This is a genomic window from Pseudomonas sp. GW822-FHT04C11 (assembly GCF_058800905.1).
Map to the genome: position 1 here is coordinate 1 of NZ_JBXAMS010000031.1, position 18,938 is coordinate 18,938.

Below are 18,938 nucleotides of genomic sequence, written 5' to 3' on the forward strand. Positions count from 1 at the left end.
CGCAGGTTTCTTTTTGGTTGGCATACATGCACCTCTTACTCATGTTATGCCCGAACACAAAATTTCTGACACCCCCCTAAAAACTGCCAGCGCGATTGCGAAAGTTGAACTCCAGCGACCGTTTGCGGCTGCTGCGCACCCGAGCGGGAGCAAGCTCCCTCGCCACAGTCATCATTTTTTGCGATACAAGCGCCAACTTGGAACGCCCAGCGCCATCAACCCCAATACCCCGCCGAGCAACCACAGCACCTCGTCATAACTGAGCAGCGGCTTCTCGATGCGAATGTAACCCTGCTGTTCGAGCAATTTGCGCAGGGCTTGGTTGGCCTGGTCCAGAGTGACTGTTTGCAGGCGTTTGGCCGGGTCGTCGAAATGTCCGTCCTCATAGTCGCCAATGGCACTCCAGTAGTAGTCGGCCAGTCCGCTGTTGCCTTGCACGGCCCAGGCCTGTCGGGCGATGGCGACCTGTTTCAGGCGTTCAAAGCCTGCGGGGTCGAGGCCGTTCTTGAGCAGATCGGCTTTCAGATCCTCGAGTACCTGCTGCGCTTGTGGCAGATCATCGCGCTCCAGATCGGCGTTCAGGCTAAGGAAGCCGACACTGCCGAACACTTCGCGTTCGGCCCAGGGGCCGTAGGACAATCCGTGAGCCAGACGCAATTGACGATAAAGCGCCCAGTCGAGGTAGTCCTTGAGCAGGTCGTACGTTTCGTCATATTGGTCCTCAAGCGCCGGTTCCGGGAACAACCAGTGCAGTTTGGCGCCACCCCCCACCCAGCCCTGGATCAGATTGCGTTCGTCGAGCGCCGGGTGCTGGATCTCCGGCAGCGGCAAGTGCTCGGTGGGATCAATGGCTTTGAGCTCGCCATAGGTGCGCTCCAGGTAGGCCGGCAGCAGGCGATCGAGCTCACCGACAATAATCAGTGTCATGTTGTTCGGTGCGTACCACTCTTTGCGGACCTTCTCCAATTGTTCGCGGGTCAGGTGCTCTACCTGGGCACGTTCCGAGCACTTCAGGCCCAGCTCCACCGCCAGCTGATTGCTCGCCGTGTGGCCCAGGTCCTGGCGGTCGAGCCAGCGCTGCAAGTGGGAGTAATGGCCGCCATCTTCGCGCTCGACCACCTGTTTGGCCGCGCTGATTGCGTTGTCGTCGAGTCGGGTCTGGGTCAGTAGTGCCAGCAACAGGTCGAGGACTTTGCGTTGATTTTTTGCCGGTGCTTCGATGACGAACGTGGTGTCGGCGTTACTGGTGTAGGCGTTCCATTCGCCACCCAGTGCCTGCATGCGCTCCTCAAGCCCGCCTTCGCCGCTCGCGTCGATGCCACTGAACAGCAAATGTTCAAGCAGGTGCGGCAGCTCTTTGTCGGCGCAGGCGAAGTCGTCGAGGCCAACGCCGACCACCAGGCGAATTGCTACATGCCCGCGTTCGCTGCCGGGCTTGAGCACTAACTGCAAGCCGTTGGGCAGCGAATAACCTTCGACCTGAAAGCGATCCAGGGCAAATGAGCAGGTGGAACTCAATAGCAGGCACGCAAACAACAGACAGCGCATAGCAACCTTCCTGGCGGGTAAAAGCGATCTTCTAAGTGACTGCTGTCAACGCTAGACGTTCAGGGTGAATGGGTGATATCAGCCGTATCGTCGGCAGCCAATGTACCGGTTTCGGTGGTTTCGAGGACAACATAGGCGCTGCCACAGAACAGCGAGTTCAAGCGTCTCATGTCGGCGATCAGCTCCAGGTGCAGCGAGCTGGTTTCGAGGCTTTGCACGACCTTACGGTGCAAGCGGCTGACATGGGCGTGAGCCAAGCGTCTTTCCTGCGCGCGGAAGCGACGTTTCTCACGCAGCAGTTGCCGGGCGCTTTCCTTGTCGGCACTCAGAAACACCGACAGCCCCAGACGCAGGTTGGCGATCAACTGATGGTGCAACCCCGCCAGCTCTTCCAGGCCGACGTCGGAAAAGGAGCGGCGTTGCGAGGTCTTCTGCTGCTGGACCTTGCGCAACATGCGTTCGATCAGGTCAGAGGCGAGTTTCAGATTGATCGCCAGCTCGATGATTTCTGCCCAGCGCCGACTGTCCTGGTCGCTGAGGTCTTCGCGGGGCATCTGCGCCAGATAGAGTTTGATCGCGCTGCAGAGGACTTCGACGTCATCGCTCAGGCGGCGCACTTCCTGAGTGACGGCGGTTTGCTTGCCACGCAGTACATCGAGCATGGCTTCAAGCATGTTGTCGATCAGGTCGCCGATGCGCAGGGTTTCCCGGGCGGCGTTGGCCAAGGCCAGGCTTGGCGTGGTGAGAGCTGTCGGGTCCAGGTGGCGAGGCTTGGCCTGTCCGTTGATTTCCGGGCGCTCTGGCAACAGCCAGGCACAGAGCCTGGCCATCGGACCGACGCTGGGCAACAGCACCAGGCAACGTACCGTGTTGTAGAGCAGATGAAAGCCGATCACCAGGCCTTGCGGGCGGAAATTGAGGCTGTCCATCCAGTGCACCAGCGGGCCGAGCACCGGAATGATCAGCAGCAGGCCGATCATCTTGTAGAGCAGGCTGCCCAACGCCACCTGACGTCCGGCAGTGTTCTGCATGCTGGTGCTGAGAAATGCCAGGACACCGCTGCCGATGTTGGCGCCGATCACCAGGCCGATGGCCACTGGCAGGCTGATCACTCCGGCACCGGCAAGGGTTGCGGTGAGCAGGACGGCGGCCAGGCTGGAGTAGGAAATCATCGCGAACAGCGCCCCGACGAGGGCATCGAGCAGGATGTCGCCCGTCAGCGAGGCAAACAGTACTTTGACGCCATGAGCGTGGGTGATTGGATCGGCCGCTTCGACGATCAATTGCAGCGCGAGAATAATCAGCCCCAGACCGATGCCGACCCGGCCGAGCTGGCCTGCACGCGTCTGCTTGCGTGAGAGAAAGAAAATCACCCCGAGGAAAATCAGCAGCGGCGACAGCCATGACAAATCCAGCGTCAGGACCCGCGCCATCAGTGCGGTACCGACGTCGGCACCGAGCATGGTCGCCAGGGCGGGCGTCAGCGCCATCAGGCCCTGGCCGACAAACGAGGTCACCAGCATCGCTGTGGCGTTGCTGCTCTGGACCATCGCGGTGACGAGAATCCCGGCGATAAAGGCCAGCCAGCGCTTGGACATGTTCTGGCCAATGACATGGCGCAGGTTCGAGCCGTAGACCCGCAGGATGCCGGTTCGGACGATGTGCGTGCCCCAAATAAGCAGGGCGACGGCGGACAGTAGATTGAGCAGGGTCAGCATACTGGGCCCCCTGAATGGACAGCGCCCCAATGGAGCAAGTTGACGATGCCGCGCGACGTTCTACGTTCTGTATTTAAGCTGTAGTTGGCTAACGGTCCGGGCGCCAGCATCGCATAGCTAAAGAGTCGATTGAAACAAAACTGTCATGAAAACAGCTTCACGCGGGCGTGAAAAAGGGGCTCGAAAGCCCCTTCTTCTACTGTGCATTCAGGTTATTGACCCGGGATGTCCTTGCGCAGTTTCACCGGCTCCTGCTGTTTCTTCTTTTTCGCGATCGCGGTGCGCATCTTGATGTTGATCGCCTCCACGGCCAGCGAGAACGCCATGGCGAAGTAGACGTAGCCTTTGGGTACATGCACACCGAAGGCTTCGGCGATCAGCACGGTACCCACCACCAGCAGGAACGACAGCGCGAGCATTTTCAGCGACGGATGCTTGTCGATGAACGCGCTGATCATGCCCGAGGCCATCATCATCACCAGTACCGCAACGATGATCGCGGCAACCATGACCGGAACATGGGACACCATGCCGACCGCGGTGATCACCGAGTCCAGAGAGAACACGATGTCGATGATCGCGATCTGGATGATGGTGTAGAGGAAGTTGCCGCCCTTGCCACCTGGCTCGTCGGAGGTTTCGTCTTCACCTTCCAGTGCGTGAAACATCTCCTGGGAGCTTTTCCACAGCAGGAACAGGCCACCGAAGAACAGGATCAGGTCTCGCCCGGAAATACCCTGACCGAAGACCACGAACAAGTCGGCGGTCAGGCGCATGACCCAGGTGATCGACAGCAACAACAGGATTCGCGTGACCATGGCCAGCGCCAGGCCGAAGATCCGGGTGCGCGCCTGCATGTGCTTGGGCATGCGGCTGACGAGGATCGAGATCATGATGATGTTGTCGATGCCCAGTACGATTTCCAGGGCCGTCAGCGTGAAGAAGGCAACCCAGATTTCAGGGTTGGTCAGCCATTCCATGTGTATTCCTTTGAGCGAGTGTTAAACCACGACGCCAGCATTTAGCTGGCGGCACGGTGAGTTGATGCCGTTACAAGGTGCTGAACAGCGGGAAAATCCCCATCAGCAATGCAGCGACGAGTATGCACAGGCAAACCAGTACTGCCCACTTCAGGGTAAAGCGTTGGTGGTCACCGAATTCGATCCCGGCCAATGCCACCAGCAAGTAGGTGGAGGGTACCAGCGGACTCAGCAAGTGGACGGGTTGACCGACGATCGAGGCACGTGCCATCTCCACCGCGGTGATGCCGTAGTGGCTGGCGGCTTCGGCCAGAACCGGCAATACACCGTAGTAAAACGCATCGTTGGACATGAAGAAGGTGAACGGCATGCTCGCCAGTGCGGTGATCACGGCCAGGTACGGACCGAGGAAATCCGGGATCACGGCCAGCAGGCTTTTCGACATGGCATCGACCATGCCGGTGCCGGACAGGATGCCGGTGAAGATACCGGCGGCGAAAATCAGCCCGACCACTGCCAGCACGCTGCCGGCGTGGGCCGCAACGCGATCTTTTTGCTGTTGCAGGCAAGGGTAGTTGACGATCATCGCAATACTGAACGCGACCATGAACAACACCGGCAGTGGCAGCAGGCCTGCGATCAGGGCACACATCAGGGCCAGGGTCAGGGCGCCGTTGAACCAGATCAGCTTCGGACGACGAGCATCCGGGAACTGCGAAACGCTGATTTCGCTGTGGTCGATTTCGTCGCCGATCAGGTGCAATTCACCCAGGCGCGCACGTTCACGTTTACCGTACAGGTAGGCAATCGCCAGGATCGCCACCACGCCAGCGAGCATGGCGGGGATCATCGGCACGAAGATGTCCGAGGGGTCGACATGCAATGCACTGGCGGCACGTGCGGTCGGGCCGCCCCACGGGGTCATGTTCATTACGCCACCGGCGAGGATGATCAGGCCGGCCATGATCCGCGGGCTCATGCCGATGCGGCTGTACAGCGGCAGCATGGCGGCCACGCAGATCATGTAAGTCGTGGCGCCGTCACCGTCCATGGACACCACCAGGGCCAGCACAGCGGTGCCTACGGAAACCTTCAGCGGGTCGCCCTTGACCAGTTTGAGGATCTTGCGCACGGCCGGATCAAACAGGCCGGAGTCGATCATCAGGGCGAAATAGAGGATGGCGAACATCAGCATCACCCCGGTCGGGGCCAGCTTGGTGATGCCTTCGAGCATCATCGGGCCGATCTTCGGGGCAAAACCACCGAACAGGGCGAACAGGATCGGAACGATGATCAGGGCGATCAGCGCCGACAGGCGCTTGGTCATGATCAGGTACATGAACGTGATGACCATGGCGAAGCCAAGGAAAGTCAGCATGGGAATACTCCAGGCGTAGCGCGGCTAGGGAATGGCGAACCGGGTGGGGTCAGCGCAGAACGGAAAGCACGAGGCGTACGGGGGGAGTCGGGGCAAACAGGCGGGTACGAGCGGACATCAGAATCACCATTGTTGTTGTTAATTGGGCCGTGCGAACGTTGCGACACTCGTTTGGCCAACCGGTCTGTTGCCGGCAGTGCGGGCGATCCTAATGGGCAAACCTTTCAGCCAGCTTTCGCTGGGCAAACACCTGACGAGATGTTCGAAGTGGGCTGGCGCGGCCTGAAGTAGTGGCCAATACCGCGGTTTGACGGCGTTAAATATGAAGAAGGAGGCATCGCAATGAGCGGGCTGCACTCAGACGGATGCCATTGTGGATAACTGCGGTATCAATTTAACGGGTCGACTTAAGGCAACTCCAGCCCACCGGCCGCCTTATGCAACGCTCGCAGGTGCTCGCCCAGCTGTTTGATGTTGGCCTCATTCGCGGCGATCTCGGCGGCTCGGGCTGGCTCAAGCAGCGCCCTGACCTCTTTGTCCAGATCGCCGGTCAACACCTGTAATTTCTTCTGTCGCGTACTGCTCTCCGACTCCAGGCGTTTCCATTCATTGGGCTGTGGCAGGCCGTAACCGCCCCTGTCGAGCAGTTCTGCCGGACGGCTGAGGAAACCACTGTTGACGAGAATCTGCTTCAAGGTCTGATTGGCCTGGTCCATACCGCCGTTTTTCAACTCGCGGGCATCCAGGTAGCGTTGTTTCACCTCATTCTGGGCAAGCAACAATTGCTGGCGGAAACTCGCCTGCTCCAGCAACAGCAGCGCAGCGCTGGTGCGCAGATCGGCCTGCTGAAACCACGGGCGACGTTCTGCGGCCGTCAGCGCCATCCAGTCTTCAACCTTGTCCTGTTTGATCGGCAGGTGCTTTTTCAGCACCTCGAACATCGCTTGATAGCGATCGCGGAACGAGTCGAAGCGATAGCCCAGGCGCAAGGCCTCGCGCGGATTGTCGAGCACGCTGGTATCCGCCAGTCCGCGGGCCTTGAGTATTTCCAGCAAGCCGTTGGGCATGATGCTGTCCATGCCGACCAGTTGTGGATTGTTGCTGCCACTGCGCAACAGCTTCAGGCTCTCGACCGCGCAGTTGTTGGACAGGAAGTAATAGTTGCCGTCGTAGCTCCAATGCATTTCGGCGGCGTGTTCGACCAACTCTCCAATTTCACTGCGCGACAGATTGAGTGGCACCGAGGCCAGGCTGCGCAGTTCGGTCTTGGTGTATTCGTCGATGACTTGCGACAGCGGCAACACGAAGAGTCGCGACGGATACTTGCCGACCAGACCATCCCAGCTCGACAGTTGTACGTCGCCGACAAAGGCACGGTAGGACAGCACCAGGGAGTATTCCAGGTCCAGTCGGCAATCCGGTCCGCGCGGGCGACCGGGCGCACAAATCACCAGCCGCAACATGCTGTGGCCCCAGCGGCTGACCAGATTCTGATTGGCTTCGGCCAGCAGGTAGTCGACGGAGTAGACCCTTTCCGGATCGACCTGGCCCAGCGGTTGTTTGGCGAAGTCGTTGCCCGCGTTCAGGAAGGCGAAGGATTGGGCGCAGTTGTCCTTGGCCGGTGGCGCCCAGCCGAAGTGTTCCTGGTAATAACGGTACAGCGCCGGGCGGCGACAGGCGTAGCTCGGGTCGAGGAGGAAGTACTCCATGTTGACCGCGACAAATTCCTTGGGGCTGCTCGTCTCGTAGAGGTCCGGGCTGCGGACAATTTGTCGATTGTGCTGTTCGCGTTCACCGCGTCGGCCAACGTATTGCGGCCAGCCGGCGAGGTCCAGCAGGCGCGGATCGTCGCTCAAGGTGAAACGACGGTCAGTCTGGCCACGGCATTGATCAGGAAGGCCAACCAGGCCTGAACTGTTGCTCTGTCGCGTACAGCGTTGGATCTGCAAACGCTCGGCACTGGTCCACAAGCGCGCACGGTCATAAATGTGCGTGAGTTCATGCAGCACCGTGGCGAGCATTTCGCGGCGAACGGTGCCGTGGGGGCGATTGGTTTTTTTCGTCGCGGCGCTGCCGTCGGTGAGGCTGGCCAGCAGGTTGCGATTGAGGTCCACCTCTGACACCAGGGACGCCTCTCCGTAGGCGTTACCGGGCATTGCGTCGGTCCAGCCAACATCAATCCGGCGGTCCAGTTGCTCGATGAAGCGCGGCGGCAATGCCTGCATCGCTTCATCCAGCAGTGCCTGGCTGGCCTGCTGTTCTGCCGGGCTCAGACCGTCGGTCTTGAGGTGTAGTTGCAGGCTGGCCTGAGCCGCGCTGCAAAGCAGCAATACGGCCCCGGCCATCAGCCAGGCGGCTAGTGTCTTCACAGTGCGAGGATGGCTTCGGCGAGGACTTGATCACTGGCGTCGCGGGCTTCCGGCACTCGGGTGCGCAAGGTGTCGAAGGCAGCTTCCAGGTGTGCACCACGGATATCGCCATTGCTGGCGACGAAACTGGCCGCGTCGTCGTGGGCTTCACGGACGACTTTCAGGTCACGAATCGAGGTGGTGGTGTCGGAGGTGAAATCGAGCGTGCGCTGGGAGGCACGGATGATCATGTTACTGGTGGCTTCGAGGGTGTGTGCCTGGGCCACGTCGGCCAACAGTAACAGGCCAAGGGTGGCAGCAATCAGCGGGCTACGCATGGAACGACTCCGGAAAAACAGGATAACTATTGGACGAGAATTGCCTGTGCCAGTTCAAGGTCGCTGGCATGAAGTTTTGGCTGGGTCTGACGCAGGTAAACCAGGGCGGACTCCAGTTGCGCTCCTCGCAGTTGACCGTCACTGGCAATGTACGCCGCCGCATCATCGTGGGCAGCGAGTAGCAGTTTATGGTCGAAGGGCGCGGAGGTCACCTTGCTTGTCACATAAGTGGTGACGACGAGATTCTGCGTAGTCAGGTCCAGGGCATGGGCCGGACTGCTCCAGCAGGCAGTGATAAACAGGGATGTGATAAATGGTTTTGAAAGAAAATGCATGAGGCTCGACGGTTGGAAACGAGTCCCAAGGCTAGCGCAATGCCCGGACCAGAGCCAGCGCCGAGGAAACGGGGCCCAATCTGAGAGCCCCGTTTTCCGACGTCGATCAGATCGCCAGAATGGCTTGAGCCAGCTGTGCGTCAGTGGCTTTCAACTGTGGAGCCTGTGTGTGGATGTAGTCGAGAGCACTTTCCAGGCGCACGCCACGGATGGCGCCTTCGCTGGCTACGAAGCTGGCAGCGTCATCACGGGCAGCGCGAACGATCTTCTTGTCCCGCAGCGAAGAGGAGAGATTTGTTGTGGCGTCGGAGCTGTCCTTGAGTGCGCCGACGACAGTGTCTGTGGTGATAATGAAGCTGGAGGCGTGCGAATTGGCAGCCACAGCCAGCAGTGCTGCAACGCTGAGCAGACGAAGACGGGACATGGGGTAACTCCTGTGAATAAACCATAAATGGTGACGCCAAGAATAACGTCGGGCAGCCACGGCGTGATGCGTAACGTCTGAGAGATCAGACATACCCTGCGCAGGGCTCGCCACGTTGTCTTTGGATATTAGGCCGTTGTTCAACCGTTCGAATAGCCCTGTCACCCCATCTAGACACGGTTAGCGCCAAAAAGGTTTGTCCAGTTCGACCAGGCGATCTGAATGGCTGATACCTATGTCAGACAGCTGCTGTTCATTAAGTTGCGCGAGCAGGCGGCGGGTGCGCGCTTTTTCCATGCTTTGACCGATAGCGACGATCAGCCGGGCCATACGCTTGAGCAAGGAAAGCTTGCGAGTAGGCGGGAGCGGAACTTCAAGTAACCGATTCATGGTGTGTTCCTCGCGAACAGGCTGATTGAGCAGCCTTGGAAGACCATGTTGGGCGTTTCGCCGTCGCTGGAGCAGATACACCAATGTTAAATTGTACTGGTTCAGTTTGTTGGTTGTTGAAACTGTACTTGTCGTGCGATCGCCCTTCTGTACCCGCCGTTTTTCAGCCCTGAAACGACAAAACCCGTCGTGGTTTCCCACGACGGGTTTTGTGTGTGCAATTCGGGGTGCTGGCGGTGGACCCGGTAGGTCAGGGCCAGCGACGCTAACTTAGCGCCAGAACGGCTTGCTCAGCTCTTCGTAGCGTTGTGCTTCGCTAATCCCTGCGTCAGCCAGCAGACGCGAATCCAGGCGAGCCAGTTGGTGGCGGCTGGAGATGCGGCGCTGCCACAGCATCAGGTTGGCGATAACGCGAAGAGGCATGGAAGCCTGGGTTTTTACAGCGTTGTCTTCGAAGAACATTTCGGAACTGAGTGTACGTTCCATGGTTGACATCCTTCCGCTTATGGCGGGATTAGGTAGTGGTTTAACTGATGCCAATGATCCTCTCGTTTGGCCAGTCTCTCTAGATACAGTTCACCTGTATTGTGAGGGACCAGTTAACTGTTAATAGGTGCTGTACTGCTCGAAAACGAGGCAACTGTACCTGTCTGCACTTTAGTGGTGCATTATTAGGTGTTTTGCTCGGAAGTGTGGGTAATTACGGTAGGAAATGACCGGTACAGCAGTACAGTTTTTGAAGGATGTTGGGTTGGCGATGGCGAGCTGACGAAATTGTGTTTGCGTCAGCTGCCATCTGTATCAATCACACGGCGAGCATTCTGCCGGTTTCTTCCAGGTTAATGTGCCAGCTGAGGGCATCGCGCAGGATGTGCGGGGTGTGTCCGCCGACGGCGCAGGCCGCCTCGAAGTAAGCATTCAGTGCTTCGCGGTAGTCCGGGTGCACACAGTTGTCGATCACCACCCGCGCCCGCTCCCGTGGTGCCAGGCCACGTAAATCGGCAAGGCCGATCTCGGTCACGAGGATGTCGACGTCATGCTCGGTGTGGTCAACGTGACTGACCATTGGCACCACACTGGAAATCGCCCCACCCTTGGCAATCGATTTGGTGACAAAGATCGCCAGGTGCGCGTTACGGGCAAAGTCGCCGGAACCACCAATGCCGTTCATCATCCGTGTGCCGCAGACGTGGGTGGAGTTGACGTTGCCGTACAGATCAAACTCCAGCGCCGTATTGATGCCGATGATGCCCAAGCGACGAACCACTTCAGGGTGGTTGGAGATCTCCTGTGGACGCAGCACCAGTTTGTCCTTGTAGCGCGCAAGATTGCCAAACACATCCGCATTGCGCCGGCTCGACAGGGTGATCGAGCTGCCCGAGGCGAAGCTCAGTTTTCCGGCGTCGATCAGGTCGAAGGTCGAGTCCTGCAGGACTTCGGAGTACATGGTCAGGTCTTCGAACGGCGAGTCGATCAGGCCGCACATCACCGAGTTGGCGATGCTGCCGATACCGGCCTGCAGCGGGCCGAGCTTGTTGGTCATGCGCCCGGCAGCCACTTCCTGCTTGAAGAAGTCGATCAGGTGGTCGGCAATGGCCTGGGTGTCGTTGTCCGGCGGCAGCACCGTGGACGGCGAGTCGGACTGGTTGGTGATGACGATCGCGACGATCTTTTCCGGCGGTATCGGGATCGCAGTGCTGCCGATACGGTCGTCGACCTTGACCAGCGGAATAGGCGTGCGGGTCGGACGGTAGGTCGGGATATAGATGTCGTGCAGACCTTCCAGATTCGGGTTGTGCGCCAGATTGATCTCGACGATCACGTGCTTGGCGAAAATCGCGAAGCTGGCCGAGTTACCGACCGAGGTGGTTGGCACGATGTGGCCCTGTTCAGTGATCGCCACGGCTTCAATCACTGCGATGTCCGGCAGCTTGAGTTGCTGGTTGCGCAGTTGTTCCACGGTTTCGGATAGATGCTGGTCAATGAACATCACCTCGCCGGCGTTGATCGCCTTTCGCAGGGTGCTGTCGACCTGAAACGGCATACGACGGGCCAGCACACCGGCTTCGGTCAGCTGTTTGTCGAGGTCGTTGCCCAGGCTGGCGCCGGTCATCAGGCTGATTTTCAGCGGCGTGACCTTGGCGCGTTCGGCCAGTGCATGGGGCACGGCTTTGGCTTCGCCGGCGCGGGTAAACCCGCTCATGCCGACGGTCATGCCGTCCTGAATCAGAGCGGCAGCGTCAGCGGCGCTCATTACCTTATCCAACAACGAAGGCAAGCGGATACGATCACGGTACATGGATGGTTATCTCGGGCAACGGAAGCAAGATGCGCAGTCTAGTGATTTCGAAAAAATTCGCCCCGCGACCATGGTCGAATGCTGGCCCCTGATTTAGAGCCTTTGGTCGGTTTTCTGCAGGCAATAAAAAACCCCAGCCTACTAAAGGCCGGGGTTTTCGGTATTGCGTTGGAGCAGTTTTTACTCGACGGCTTTAACCATGTCTTCGATGACCTTCTTGGCATCACCGAAGACCATCATGGTTTTGTCCAGGTAAAACAACTCGTTATCCAGACCGGCATAGCCGCTGGCCATCGAGCGCTTGTTGACGATGATGGTCTTGGCTTTGAAGGCTTCAAGAATCGGCATGCCGGCAATCGGCGATTTCGGGTCGTTCTTCGCTGCCGGGTTGACCACGTCGTTGGCGCCGAGCACCAGTACCACATCGGCCTGGCCGAACTCGGAGTTGATGTCTTCCATTTCGAACACCTGGTCGTAAGGCACTTCGGCCTCGGCCAGCAGCACGTTCATGTGGCCGGGCATCCGACCGGCTACCGGGTGGATCGCATACTTCACGGTCACGCCACGGTGGGTCAGCTTCTCGGTCAGCTCTTTAAGCGCGTGCTGCGCCCGTGCTACCGCCAGGCCGTAGCCTGGAACGATGATCACGGTGTCGGCGTTGGTCAGCAGGAAGGTGGCGTCGTCTGCCGAACCGGATTTCACCGGGCGGGCTTCTTTCGAACCGGCCGGGCCGGCCGCGTCTGCGCTGTTGCCGAAGCCACCGAGCAGTACGTTGAAGAACGAACGGTTCATCGCCTTGCACATGATGTACGAGAGGATCGCACCGGACGAACCCACCAGCGAGCCGGCAATGATCAGCATCGAGTTGTTCAGCGAGAAGCCGATACCTGCCGCCGCCCAGCCGGAATAGCTGTTGAGCATCGACACCACGACGGGCATGTCGGCACCGCCGATCGGGATAATGATCATTACGCCGAGCACGAAGGCCAGGGCCAGCATCAGGGCGAAGGCGCCGAGGTTGCCGGTCATCATGAAGGTGACGCCCAGGCCCAGTGTTGCCAGGCCCAACAGCAGGTTGATTTTATGCTGCCCGCTGAACTGTACCGGTGCGCCCTGGAACAGGCGGAACTTGTACTTGCCCGACAGCTTGCCGAACGCGATCACCGAACCGGAGAAGGTGATTGCACCGATGGCGGCGCCGAGGAACAACTCCAGACGGTTGCCGGCGGGGATCGAATCGCCCAGTTGTTTGACGATGCCCAGCGACTGCGGCTCGACCACGGCGGCGATGGCGATAAACACCGCTGCCATACCGATCATGCTGTGCATGAACGCGACCAGCTCTGGCATCTTGGTCATTTCAACGCGTTTGGCCATGATCGAACCGGCAGTACCGCCGATCAGCAGGCCGACGATCACGTAACCGATACCGGCGGTGGCCAGCTCGGAGCCGAGTTTGAACACCAGCCCTACGGTGGTGACGATGGCCAAGGCCATGCCGAGCATCCCGTACACATTGCCGCGTCGCGACGAGGTCGGGTGCGACAAGCCCTTCAGGGCCTGGATGAAGCAGATCGACGCGATCAAGTAGAGCGTCGTGACAAGGTTCATGCTCATTACTTGGGCGCCTCTTCTTTTACGGCTTTCGGGGCTTTTTTCTTAAACATCTCAAGCATTCTGCGGGTCACCAGGAAACCACCGAACACATTGACCGCAGCCAGCGCCACAGCGAGGGTGCCCATGGTTTTGCCCAGCGGCGTCACGGTCAGCGCCGCCGCCAGCATGGCGCCGACGATCACGATTGCCGAAATGGCGTTGGTCACTGCCATCAACGGCGTGTGCAGTGCGGGTGTAACGTTCCAGACCACGTGATAACCGACATAAATCGCCAGCACGAAGATGATCAGGTTGTAGATACCGGGGGAGATAAGCTCTTCCATCGTCTGAATCCCTGCTTAGGCGTTTTTGCGGATGACTTGGCCGTCGCGGCACATCAGGCACGCGGCGACGATGTCGTCTTCTAGGTTGATCTGAAATTGGCCTTCGGGTGTGAAGACCAGCTTCAGGAAGTCCAGCAGATTGCGCGCGTACAGCGCCGAGGCGTCTGCACCGACCTGCGCGGCCAGGTTGGTCGGGCCGGCAATGGTCACGCCGTGCGCGACCACCACCTGGTCGGCCACGGTCAGCGGGCAGTTGCCGCCTTGTGCAGCGGCCAGGTCGATGACCACCGAACCGGGTTTCATCTGCGCCACGGTTTCAGCGCTCAGCAGCACAGGTGCCTTGCGGCCGGGAATCAGTGCGGTGGTGATGACGATGTCGGCCTGCTTGGCGCGTTCGTGCACGGCCAGGGCCTGACGCTGCATCCAGCTGGCCGGCATAGGGCGTGCGTAACCGCCGACACCGACGGCACACTCACGCTCTTCATCGGTCTCGTACGGGACGTCGACGAACTTGGCGCCGAGGGATTCGATCTGTTCCTTCACCGCCGGGCGCACATCGGACGCTTCGATCACCGCACCCAGACGCTTGGCGGTGGCGATCGCCTGCAGTCCTGCCACGCCGGCGCCAAGGATCAGCACGCGCGCGGCCTTCACGGTGCCGGCGGCGGTCATCAACATCGGCATGAAGCGCGGATAGTAATGGGCGGCCAGCAATACGGCTTTATAGCCGGCAATGTTGGCTTGCGAGGACAGCACATCAAGACTTTGCGCGCGGGAAGTGCGCGGCGCGGCTTCCAGGGAGAACGCGGTAATCCCGCACTCGGCCAGCTTGGCAATGGTTTCATTGCTGAACGGGTTGAGCATGCCCACCAGCACGGTGCCGCGTTTGATCAGGGCCAGTTCGCTGTCGCTGGGGGCGACGACCTTGAGAATCAGCTCTGCGCCAAATGCCTCGTTGGCACTGCCAATCATTGCGCCTGCCGCTTCATAAGCACTGTCGACAACGCTGGCATTAATGCCGGCGCCGCTTTGCACAGTGACCTTATGACCCTGGCCGATCAGCTTCTTGATGGTTTCCGGGGTTGCAGCAACCCGCGTTTCACCGGTCTGGGTTTCGAGAGGAACACCAATGTGCACGTCAAATCTCCTGCTTGATCTTATTGCTTTCGATCATTCTTGGAAGGCCAGCGCACTGCGGAGGGTGCGGCTGGGGCGGCCGATCAGCACGCCCCCGCCGTATTTCGGGCGGGGCGCGGCATTTTGCAGGCGAACTTTGTGCCCTTCAAGGGATTATGACGGGTGACGGAAAATTAACTACAAGTCACCCTGTGACCGAATGTCGCAAGTGACCGCCTAAATCCCTTGCAGGCCGTGCCTTGTAAGGATTTCTGTCGAAATCCAGGAAATTACACATCGGCGCTGTGAATGACGCGGCATTGCGTTGAATCAGGGCCGCAAAGCCACGCCGTTAGGCGCTTGTGGGACGATTGTGCCTCCTGAAGGTACAGTCTGTTGAAATGCGACAAATACGTATATCTGTAGTGCTTCAATTTTACTGACTACGTGGTCAGCTTGCTGCGAATAAGCCCTGCCCTTCTAGGTTGTAGCTATGTGCCTGGTTAACCAGCCAATCGCGAAATGCGCGTAAAGAGGCTGATTCGACCTTGCGGTCAGGAATCATCAGGTAATAGGCCTTGATGCTCGACAGGGCCTGAGGGTTGGCAATCACCAGTCGTTTCTCCGCCAGCTCCCGCTGAATCAGGAACGGTGGGATCAGTGCGATACCCATGTCATGCATTGCCGCCTGAGCCAGCATGGAGAATAGCTCGTAACGCGGACCTGTCATGTCGCGGGGGACATTCAGATGTTGTGAGTCGAACCACTGGCGCCAGGCGTAAGGGCGCGTGGTCTGCTGCAGTAGCGGCAGGTCGGCAATCATTTCGGCGCTCAGGTGTGTGTGATCGCCAAGTAATCTCGGGCTGCACACCGGCATCGGATTCTCGCCCATCAGCCTGTGGGATTCGGTACCGGACCAATCGGCGTCGCCAAAGTAGATCGCGGCGTCAAAATCGGTGTCGGCAAACAGAAAGGGTCGTGTGCGGTTGGTCAGATTGACCGTGACTTCCGGATGTTGCTGCTGAAAGTCCTTGAGTCGCGGCAACAGCCATTGAGTACCAAAGGTCGGCACGACCGCCAGTTCGATGACGTTGGCGCCTTGCTGGCCCATCACTGACAGCGTGTCCCGTTCAACAGCATCCAATTGCGTTGCTACGCGCCGGCTGTAGGAAAGCCCTGCTTCGGTCAGCTTAACGCCGCGTCGTGAGCGTCGGAACAGTTCGACGCTGAGGAACTCCTCCAGGCTGGCGATCTGTCGGCATATCGCTCCTTGAGTCAGCGATAACTCTTGAGCGGCCTTGGTAAAGCTCTCATGACGGGCTGCCGCTTCGAAGCTGATCAGTGCGGCTGTGCTGGGTATCTTCCTGCGCATGTACGGCAACCTCACTAATAGTTGGCATGGGTGGCGTCTAAGGCTATTACGGAGTGAGAAATTAGCACAACAGTATGCAAAATCCTCGTTTGCCCAATGCGCCAGCGGCGCCTAGGATCAGTCCACGATATTTGACCTACTTCGCGAGGACTCTCTCATGGCTGGTAAAGCTAGCTTCAACTGGATCGATCCCCTGCTGCTGGATCAACAGCTCACCGAAGAAGAGCGCATGGTGCGCGACAGCGCTGCTCAGTTTGCTCAGGACAAGCTGGCTCCACGCATTCTTGAAGCATTCCGTCATGAGAAAACCGATCCGGCGATCTTCCGCGAAATGGGCGAGATCGGTCTGCTGGGGGCGACCATTCCTGAGCAGTACGGCGGCAGCGGCCTGAACTATGTCAGCTATGGGCTGATCGCTCGTGAAGTCGAGCGCATCGACTCTGGCTATCGCTCGATGATGAGCGTGCAATCTTCGTTGGTCATGGTGCCGATCAACGAGTTTGGTACTGAAGCGCAGAAACAGAAATACCTGCCGAAACTGGCTACCGGTGAGTGGATTGGTTGCTTTGGTCTGACAGAGCCGAACCATGGTTCCGATCCGGGCTCGATGATCACTCGTGCACGCAAAGTGGAAGGCGGCTATAGCCTGACCGGCAGCAAGATGTGGATCACCAACAGCCCGATCGCTGACGTATTTGTGGTGTGGGGCAAGGATGACGCCGGCGATATCCGTGGCTTCGTCCTGGAGAAAGGCTGGAAAGGCCTGAGCGCTCCGGCGATCCACGGCAAGGTCGGTCTGCGTGCCTCCATTACCGGTGAGATCGTGATGGACAACGTATTCGTTCCAGAAGAGAACATCTTCCCGGATGTCCGCGGTTTGAAAGGCCCTTTTACTTGCCTGAACTCTGCCCGTTATGGCATCGCCTGGGGCGCTTTGGGCGCAGCCGAATTCTGCTGGCACACCGCTCGCCAGTACACCCTGGATCGTCAGCAGTTTGGCCGGCCTCTGGCTGCTACCCAGTTGATCCAGAAGAAGCTGGCGGACATGCAGACTGAAATTACCATGGCTCTGCAAGGTTGCCTGCGTCTGGGGCGTATGAAGGATGAAGGCACGGCTGCCGTCGAAATCACTTCGATGATGAAGCGCAACTCTTGCGGCAAGTCGTTGGACATCGCCCGAATGGCTCGCGATATGTTGGGCGGAAACGGTATCTCCGACGAATTTGGTGTTGCGCGTCATTTGGTCAACCTTGAGGTAGTGAACACCTATGAAGGGACTCACGACGTTCACGCGCTGATCCTGGGTCGTGCGCAGACCGGTCTCCAGGCGTTCTATTAATAGGAGAGCGGCCATGGGTGCGTTATCGCATTTGCGGGTACTGGATTTATCACGAGTACTGGCCGGACCTTGGGCCGGCCAGATCCTCGCGGATCTCGGCGCCGAGGTTATAAAGGTCGAGCGCCCGGGCAATGGCGATGACACTCGCGCTTGGGGGCCGCCGTTCCTTAAGGATGCTTACGGCGAGAACACCAGCGAGGCCGCTTATTACTTGTCGGCTAATCGCAACAAGCAGTCAGTGACTATCGACTTTACTCAGGCCGAAGGTCAGCGTCTGGTTCGTGAGCTGGCAGCGAAGTCCGACATCCTGATCGAGAATTTCAAGGTCGGTGGTCTGGCCGCTTATGGGCTGGACTACGAAACTCTCAAGGCGATCAATCCTGATCTGATCTATTGCTCGATCACCGGCTTTGGCCAGACCGGACCTTATGCCAAGCGCGCGGGCTACGATTTCATGATCCAGGGGCTCGGCGGCTTGATGAGCCTGACCGGGCGCCCTGAAGGTGATGAGGGTGCCGGGCCGGTGAAGGTCGGTGTAGCGCTGACAGACATTTTGACAGGGCTCTACTCGACAGTGGCGATCCTGGCGGCATTGGCGCATCGGGAGCATGAAGGTGGTGGTCAACACATCGACATGGCGTTGTTGGACGTTCAGGTGGCGTGCCTTGCTAACCAGGCGATGAATTACCTGACTACCGGCATAGCTCCCAAGCGCTTGGGTAATGCTCACCCGAACATCGTTCCCTATCAGGACTTCCCGACCGCGGATGGTGATTTCATCCTGACGGTGGGGAATGATGGGCAGTTCCGCAAGTTCGCCGAAGTGGCTGGTCAGCCGCAGTGGGCGGATGATCCACGGTTCGCGACGAACAAGCTCCGTGTTGCGAATCGTGCGGTGCTGATTCCGCTGATTCGTCAGGCTACGGTCTTCAAGACCACTGCCGAGTGGGTGGCGCAGCTGGAGCAGGCGGGTGTGCCGTGCGGGCCGATCAACGATCTGTCGCAGGTATTTGCCGATCCGCAGGTTAAGGCGCGCGGTTTGGCGATCGAGCTTCCTCATGCGCTGGCTGGGTTGGTGCCGCAGGTTGCCAGTCCCATTCGCTTGTCCGAGACGCCGGTGGAGTACCGTAGCGCCCCTCCTCTATTAGGTGAGCACACGCTTGAGGTTTTGCAGCGAGTGCTGGGTCTTGAGGCTGCCGCCGTTGCTGCTTTTAAAGAAGCTGGAGTGCTCTGAGGGTTCCTTCTATATAGGTGCAGTGTTTTTCCTCTCTATATAGAGGGGAAAAACACGGTTTTTTCGGTTTTCTGCAACTCATTGATAGAAAAGCAAAATTAAGTGTTGACGGCAGATTCTGGAAGTCTATAATTCGCCCCACTTCCGGCGCAGTCGAAACGGAAAACTCCTTGGTAAAC

Annotated in this window: 17 protein-coding genes; 2 read left to right on the forward strand and 15 right to left on the reverse strand. The window is 58.8% G+C overall.

Annotated elements, in window-relative coordinates; translation table 11 throughout:
• Positions 1-171: 171 nt before the first annotated feature.
• The 15 genes from AC1RJ3_RS29220 to AC1RJ3_RS29290 all read right to left on the reverse strand — a co-directional run bounded on the left by AC1RJ3_RS29220 (position 172) and on the right by AC1RJ3_RS29290 (position 16,186).
• A complete protein-coding gene (locus AC1RJ3_RS29220) occupies positions 172-1,548 on the reverse strand; it encodes a M16 family metallopeptidase (protein ID WP_493081914.1) in 1,377 nt (458 codons plus the stop codon).
• A 59-nt stretch (positions 1,549-1,607) separates the two neighbouring features.
• Positions 1,608-3,266 carry a Na/Pi cotransporter family protein gene (locus AC1RJ3_RS29225; protein ID WP_347928530.1) on the reverse strand — a complete coding sequence of 553 codons (1,659 nt, stop codon included), beginning with the start codon at positions 3,264-3,266 and terminating at the stop codon, positions 1,608-1,610.
• A gap of 212 nt (positions 3,267-3,478) precedes the next feature.
• Complete coding sequence (locus tag AC1RJ3_RS29230; RefSeq protein ID WP_216744890.1) at positions 3,479-4,246, reverse strand: TerC family protein; 768 nt, start codon at positions 4,244-4,246, stop codon at positions 3,479-3,481.
• Positions 4,247-4,316: 70 nt separating this feature from the next.
• Complete coding sequence (locus AC1RJ3_RS29235) at positions 4,317-5,624, reverse strand: CitMHS family transporter (protein ID WP_493081917.1); 1,308 nt, start codon at positions 5,622-5,624, stop codon at positions 4,317-4,319.
• Positions 5,625-6,031: 407 nt separating this feature from the next.
• Positions 6,032-7,993, reverse strand: coding sequence for a DUF7844 domain-containing protein (locus tag AC1RJ3_RS29240; RefSeq protein ID WP_493081919.1), 1,962 nt, complete (start codon positions 7,991-7,993; stop codon positions 6,032-6,034).
• Positions 7,990-8,310, reverse strand: a complete 321-nt coding sequence (locus AC1RJ3_RS29245) for a DUF2388 domain-containing protein (RefSeq protein WP_054594970.1) — start codon at positions 8,308-8,310, stop codon at positions 7,990-7,992. Before AC1RJ3_RS29245 ends, AC1RJ3_RS29240 begins: the two co-directional genes overlap by 4 nt.
• Positions 8,311-8,336: 26 nt before the next feature.
• Positions 8,337-8,645, reverse strand: a complete 309-nt coding sequence (locus tag AC1RJ3_RS29250; RefSeq protein ID WP_054594971.1) for a DUF2388 domain-containing protein — start codon at positions 8,643-8,645, stop codon at positions 8,337-8,339.
• Between the two features lie 106 nt (positions 8,646-8,751).
• Positions 8,752-9,069, reverse strand: a complete 318-nt coding sequence (locus AC1RJ3_RS29255) for a DUF2388 domain-containing protein (protein ID WP_019694507.1) — start codon at positions 9,067-9,069, stop codon at positions 8,752-8,754.
• Between the two features lie 180 nt (positions 9,070-9,249).
• Positions 9,250-9,399, reverse strand: a complete 150-nt coding sequence (locus AC1RJ3_RS29260; protein WP_493081927.1) for a DUF1127 domain-containing protein — start codon at positions 9,397-9,399, stop codon at positions 9,250-9,252.
• A 330-nt stretch (positions 9,400-9,729) separates the two neighbouring features.
• Positions 9,730-9,945 carry a DUF1127 domain-containing protein gene (locus tag AC1RJ3_RS29265; protein ID WP_054594973.1) on the reverse strand — a complete coding sequence of 72 codons (216 nt, stop codon included), beginning with the start codon at positions 9,943-9,945 and terminating at the stop codon, positions 9,730-9,732.
• Positions 9,946-10,264: 319 nt separating this feature from the next.
• Positions 10,265-11,758 carry a succinyl-CoA:acetate CoA-transferase ScpC gene (gene scpC / locus AC1RJ3_RS29270; RefSeq protein ID WP_493081922.1) on the reverse strand — a complete coding sequence of 498 codons (1,494 nt, stop codon included), beginning with the start codon at positions 11,756-11,758 and terminating at the stop codon, positions 10,265-10,267.
• A 180-nt stretch (positions 11,759-11,938) separates the two neighbouring features.
• Positions 11,939-13,375: an NAD(P)(+) transhydrogenase (Re/Si-specific) subunit beta gene (locus AC1RJ3_RS29275; RefSeq protein WP_347928533.1), complete on the reverse strand. Its 1,437-nt coding sequence runs from the start codon at positions 13,373-13,375 to the stop codon at positions 11,939-11,941.
• Positions 13,375-13,698 (reverse strand): NAD(P) transhydrogenase subunit alpha part 2, encoded by a 324-nt coding sequence (locus AC1RJ3_RS29280; protein WP_003187010.1) that lies wholly within the window; start codon positions 13,696-13,698, stop codon positions 13,375-13,377. The genes AC1RJ3_RS29275 and AC1RJ3_RS29280 overlap by 1 nt, the downstream gene beginning before the upstream one ends.
• Before the next feature lie 15 nt (positions 13,699-13,713).
• Positions 13,714-14,835, reverse strand: coding sequence for a Re/Si-specific NAD(P)(+) transhydrogenase subunit alpha (locus AC1RJ3_RS29285; RefSeq protein ID WP_054594976.1), 1,122 nt, complete (start codon positions 14,833-14,835; stop codon positions 13,714-13,716).
• 430 nt (positions 14,836-15,265) lie between these two features.
• The gene (locus AC1RJ3_RS29290; protein WP_493081925.1) at positions 15,266-16,186 is read right to left on the reverse strand and encodes a LysR family transcriptional regulator; all 921 of its coding nucleotides are present in this window, start codon (positions 16,184-16,186) and stop codon (positions 15,266-15,268) included.
• Positions 16,187-16,343: 157 nt separating this feature from the next.
• Here AC1RJ3_RS29290 and AC1RJ3_RS29295 point away from each other — a divergent pair, with 157 nt between their 5' ends.
• Positions 16,344-17,525 carry an acyl-CoA dehydrogenase gene (locus AC1RJ3_RS29295; RefSeq protein ID WP_054594978.1) on the forward strand — a complete coding sequence of 394 codons (1,182 nt, stop codon included), beginning with the start codon at positions 16,344-16,346 and terminating at the stop codon, positions 17,523-17,525.
• Between the two features lie 13 nt (positions 17,526-17,538).
• Positions 17,539-18,759 (forward strand): CaiB/BaiF CoA transferase family protein, encoded by a 1,221-nt coding sequence (locus AC1RJ3_RS29300; protein ID WP_347928535.1) that lies wholly within the window; start codon positions 17,539-17,541, stop codon positions 18,757-18,759.
• The last annotated feature ends 179 nt before the right edge of the window (positions 18,760-18,938 follow it).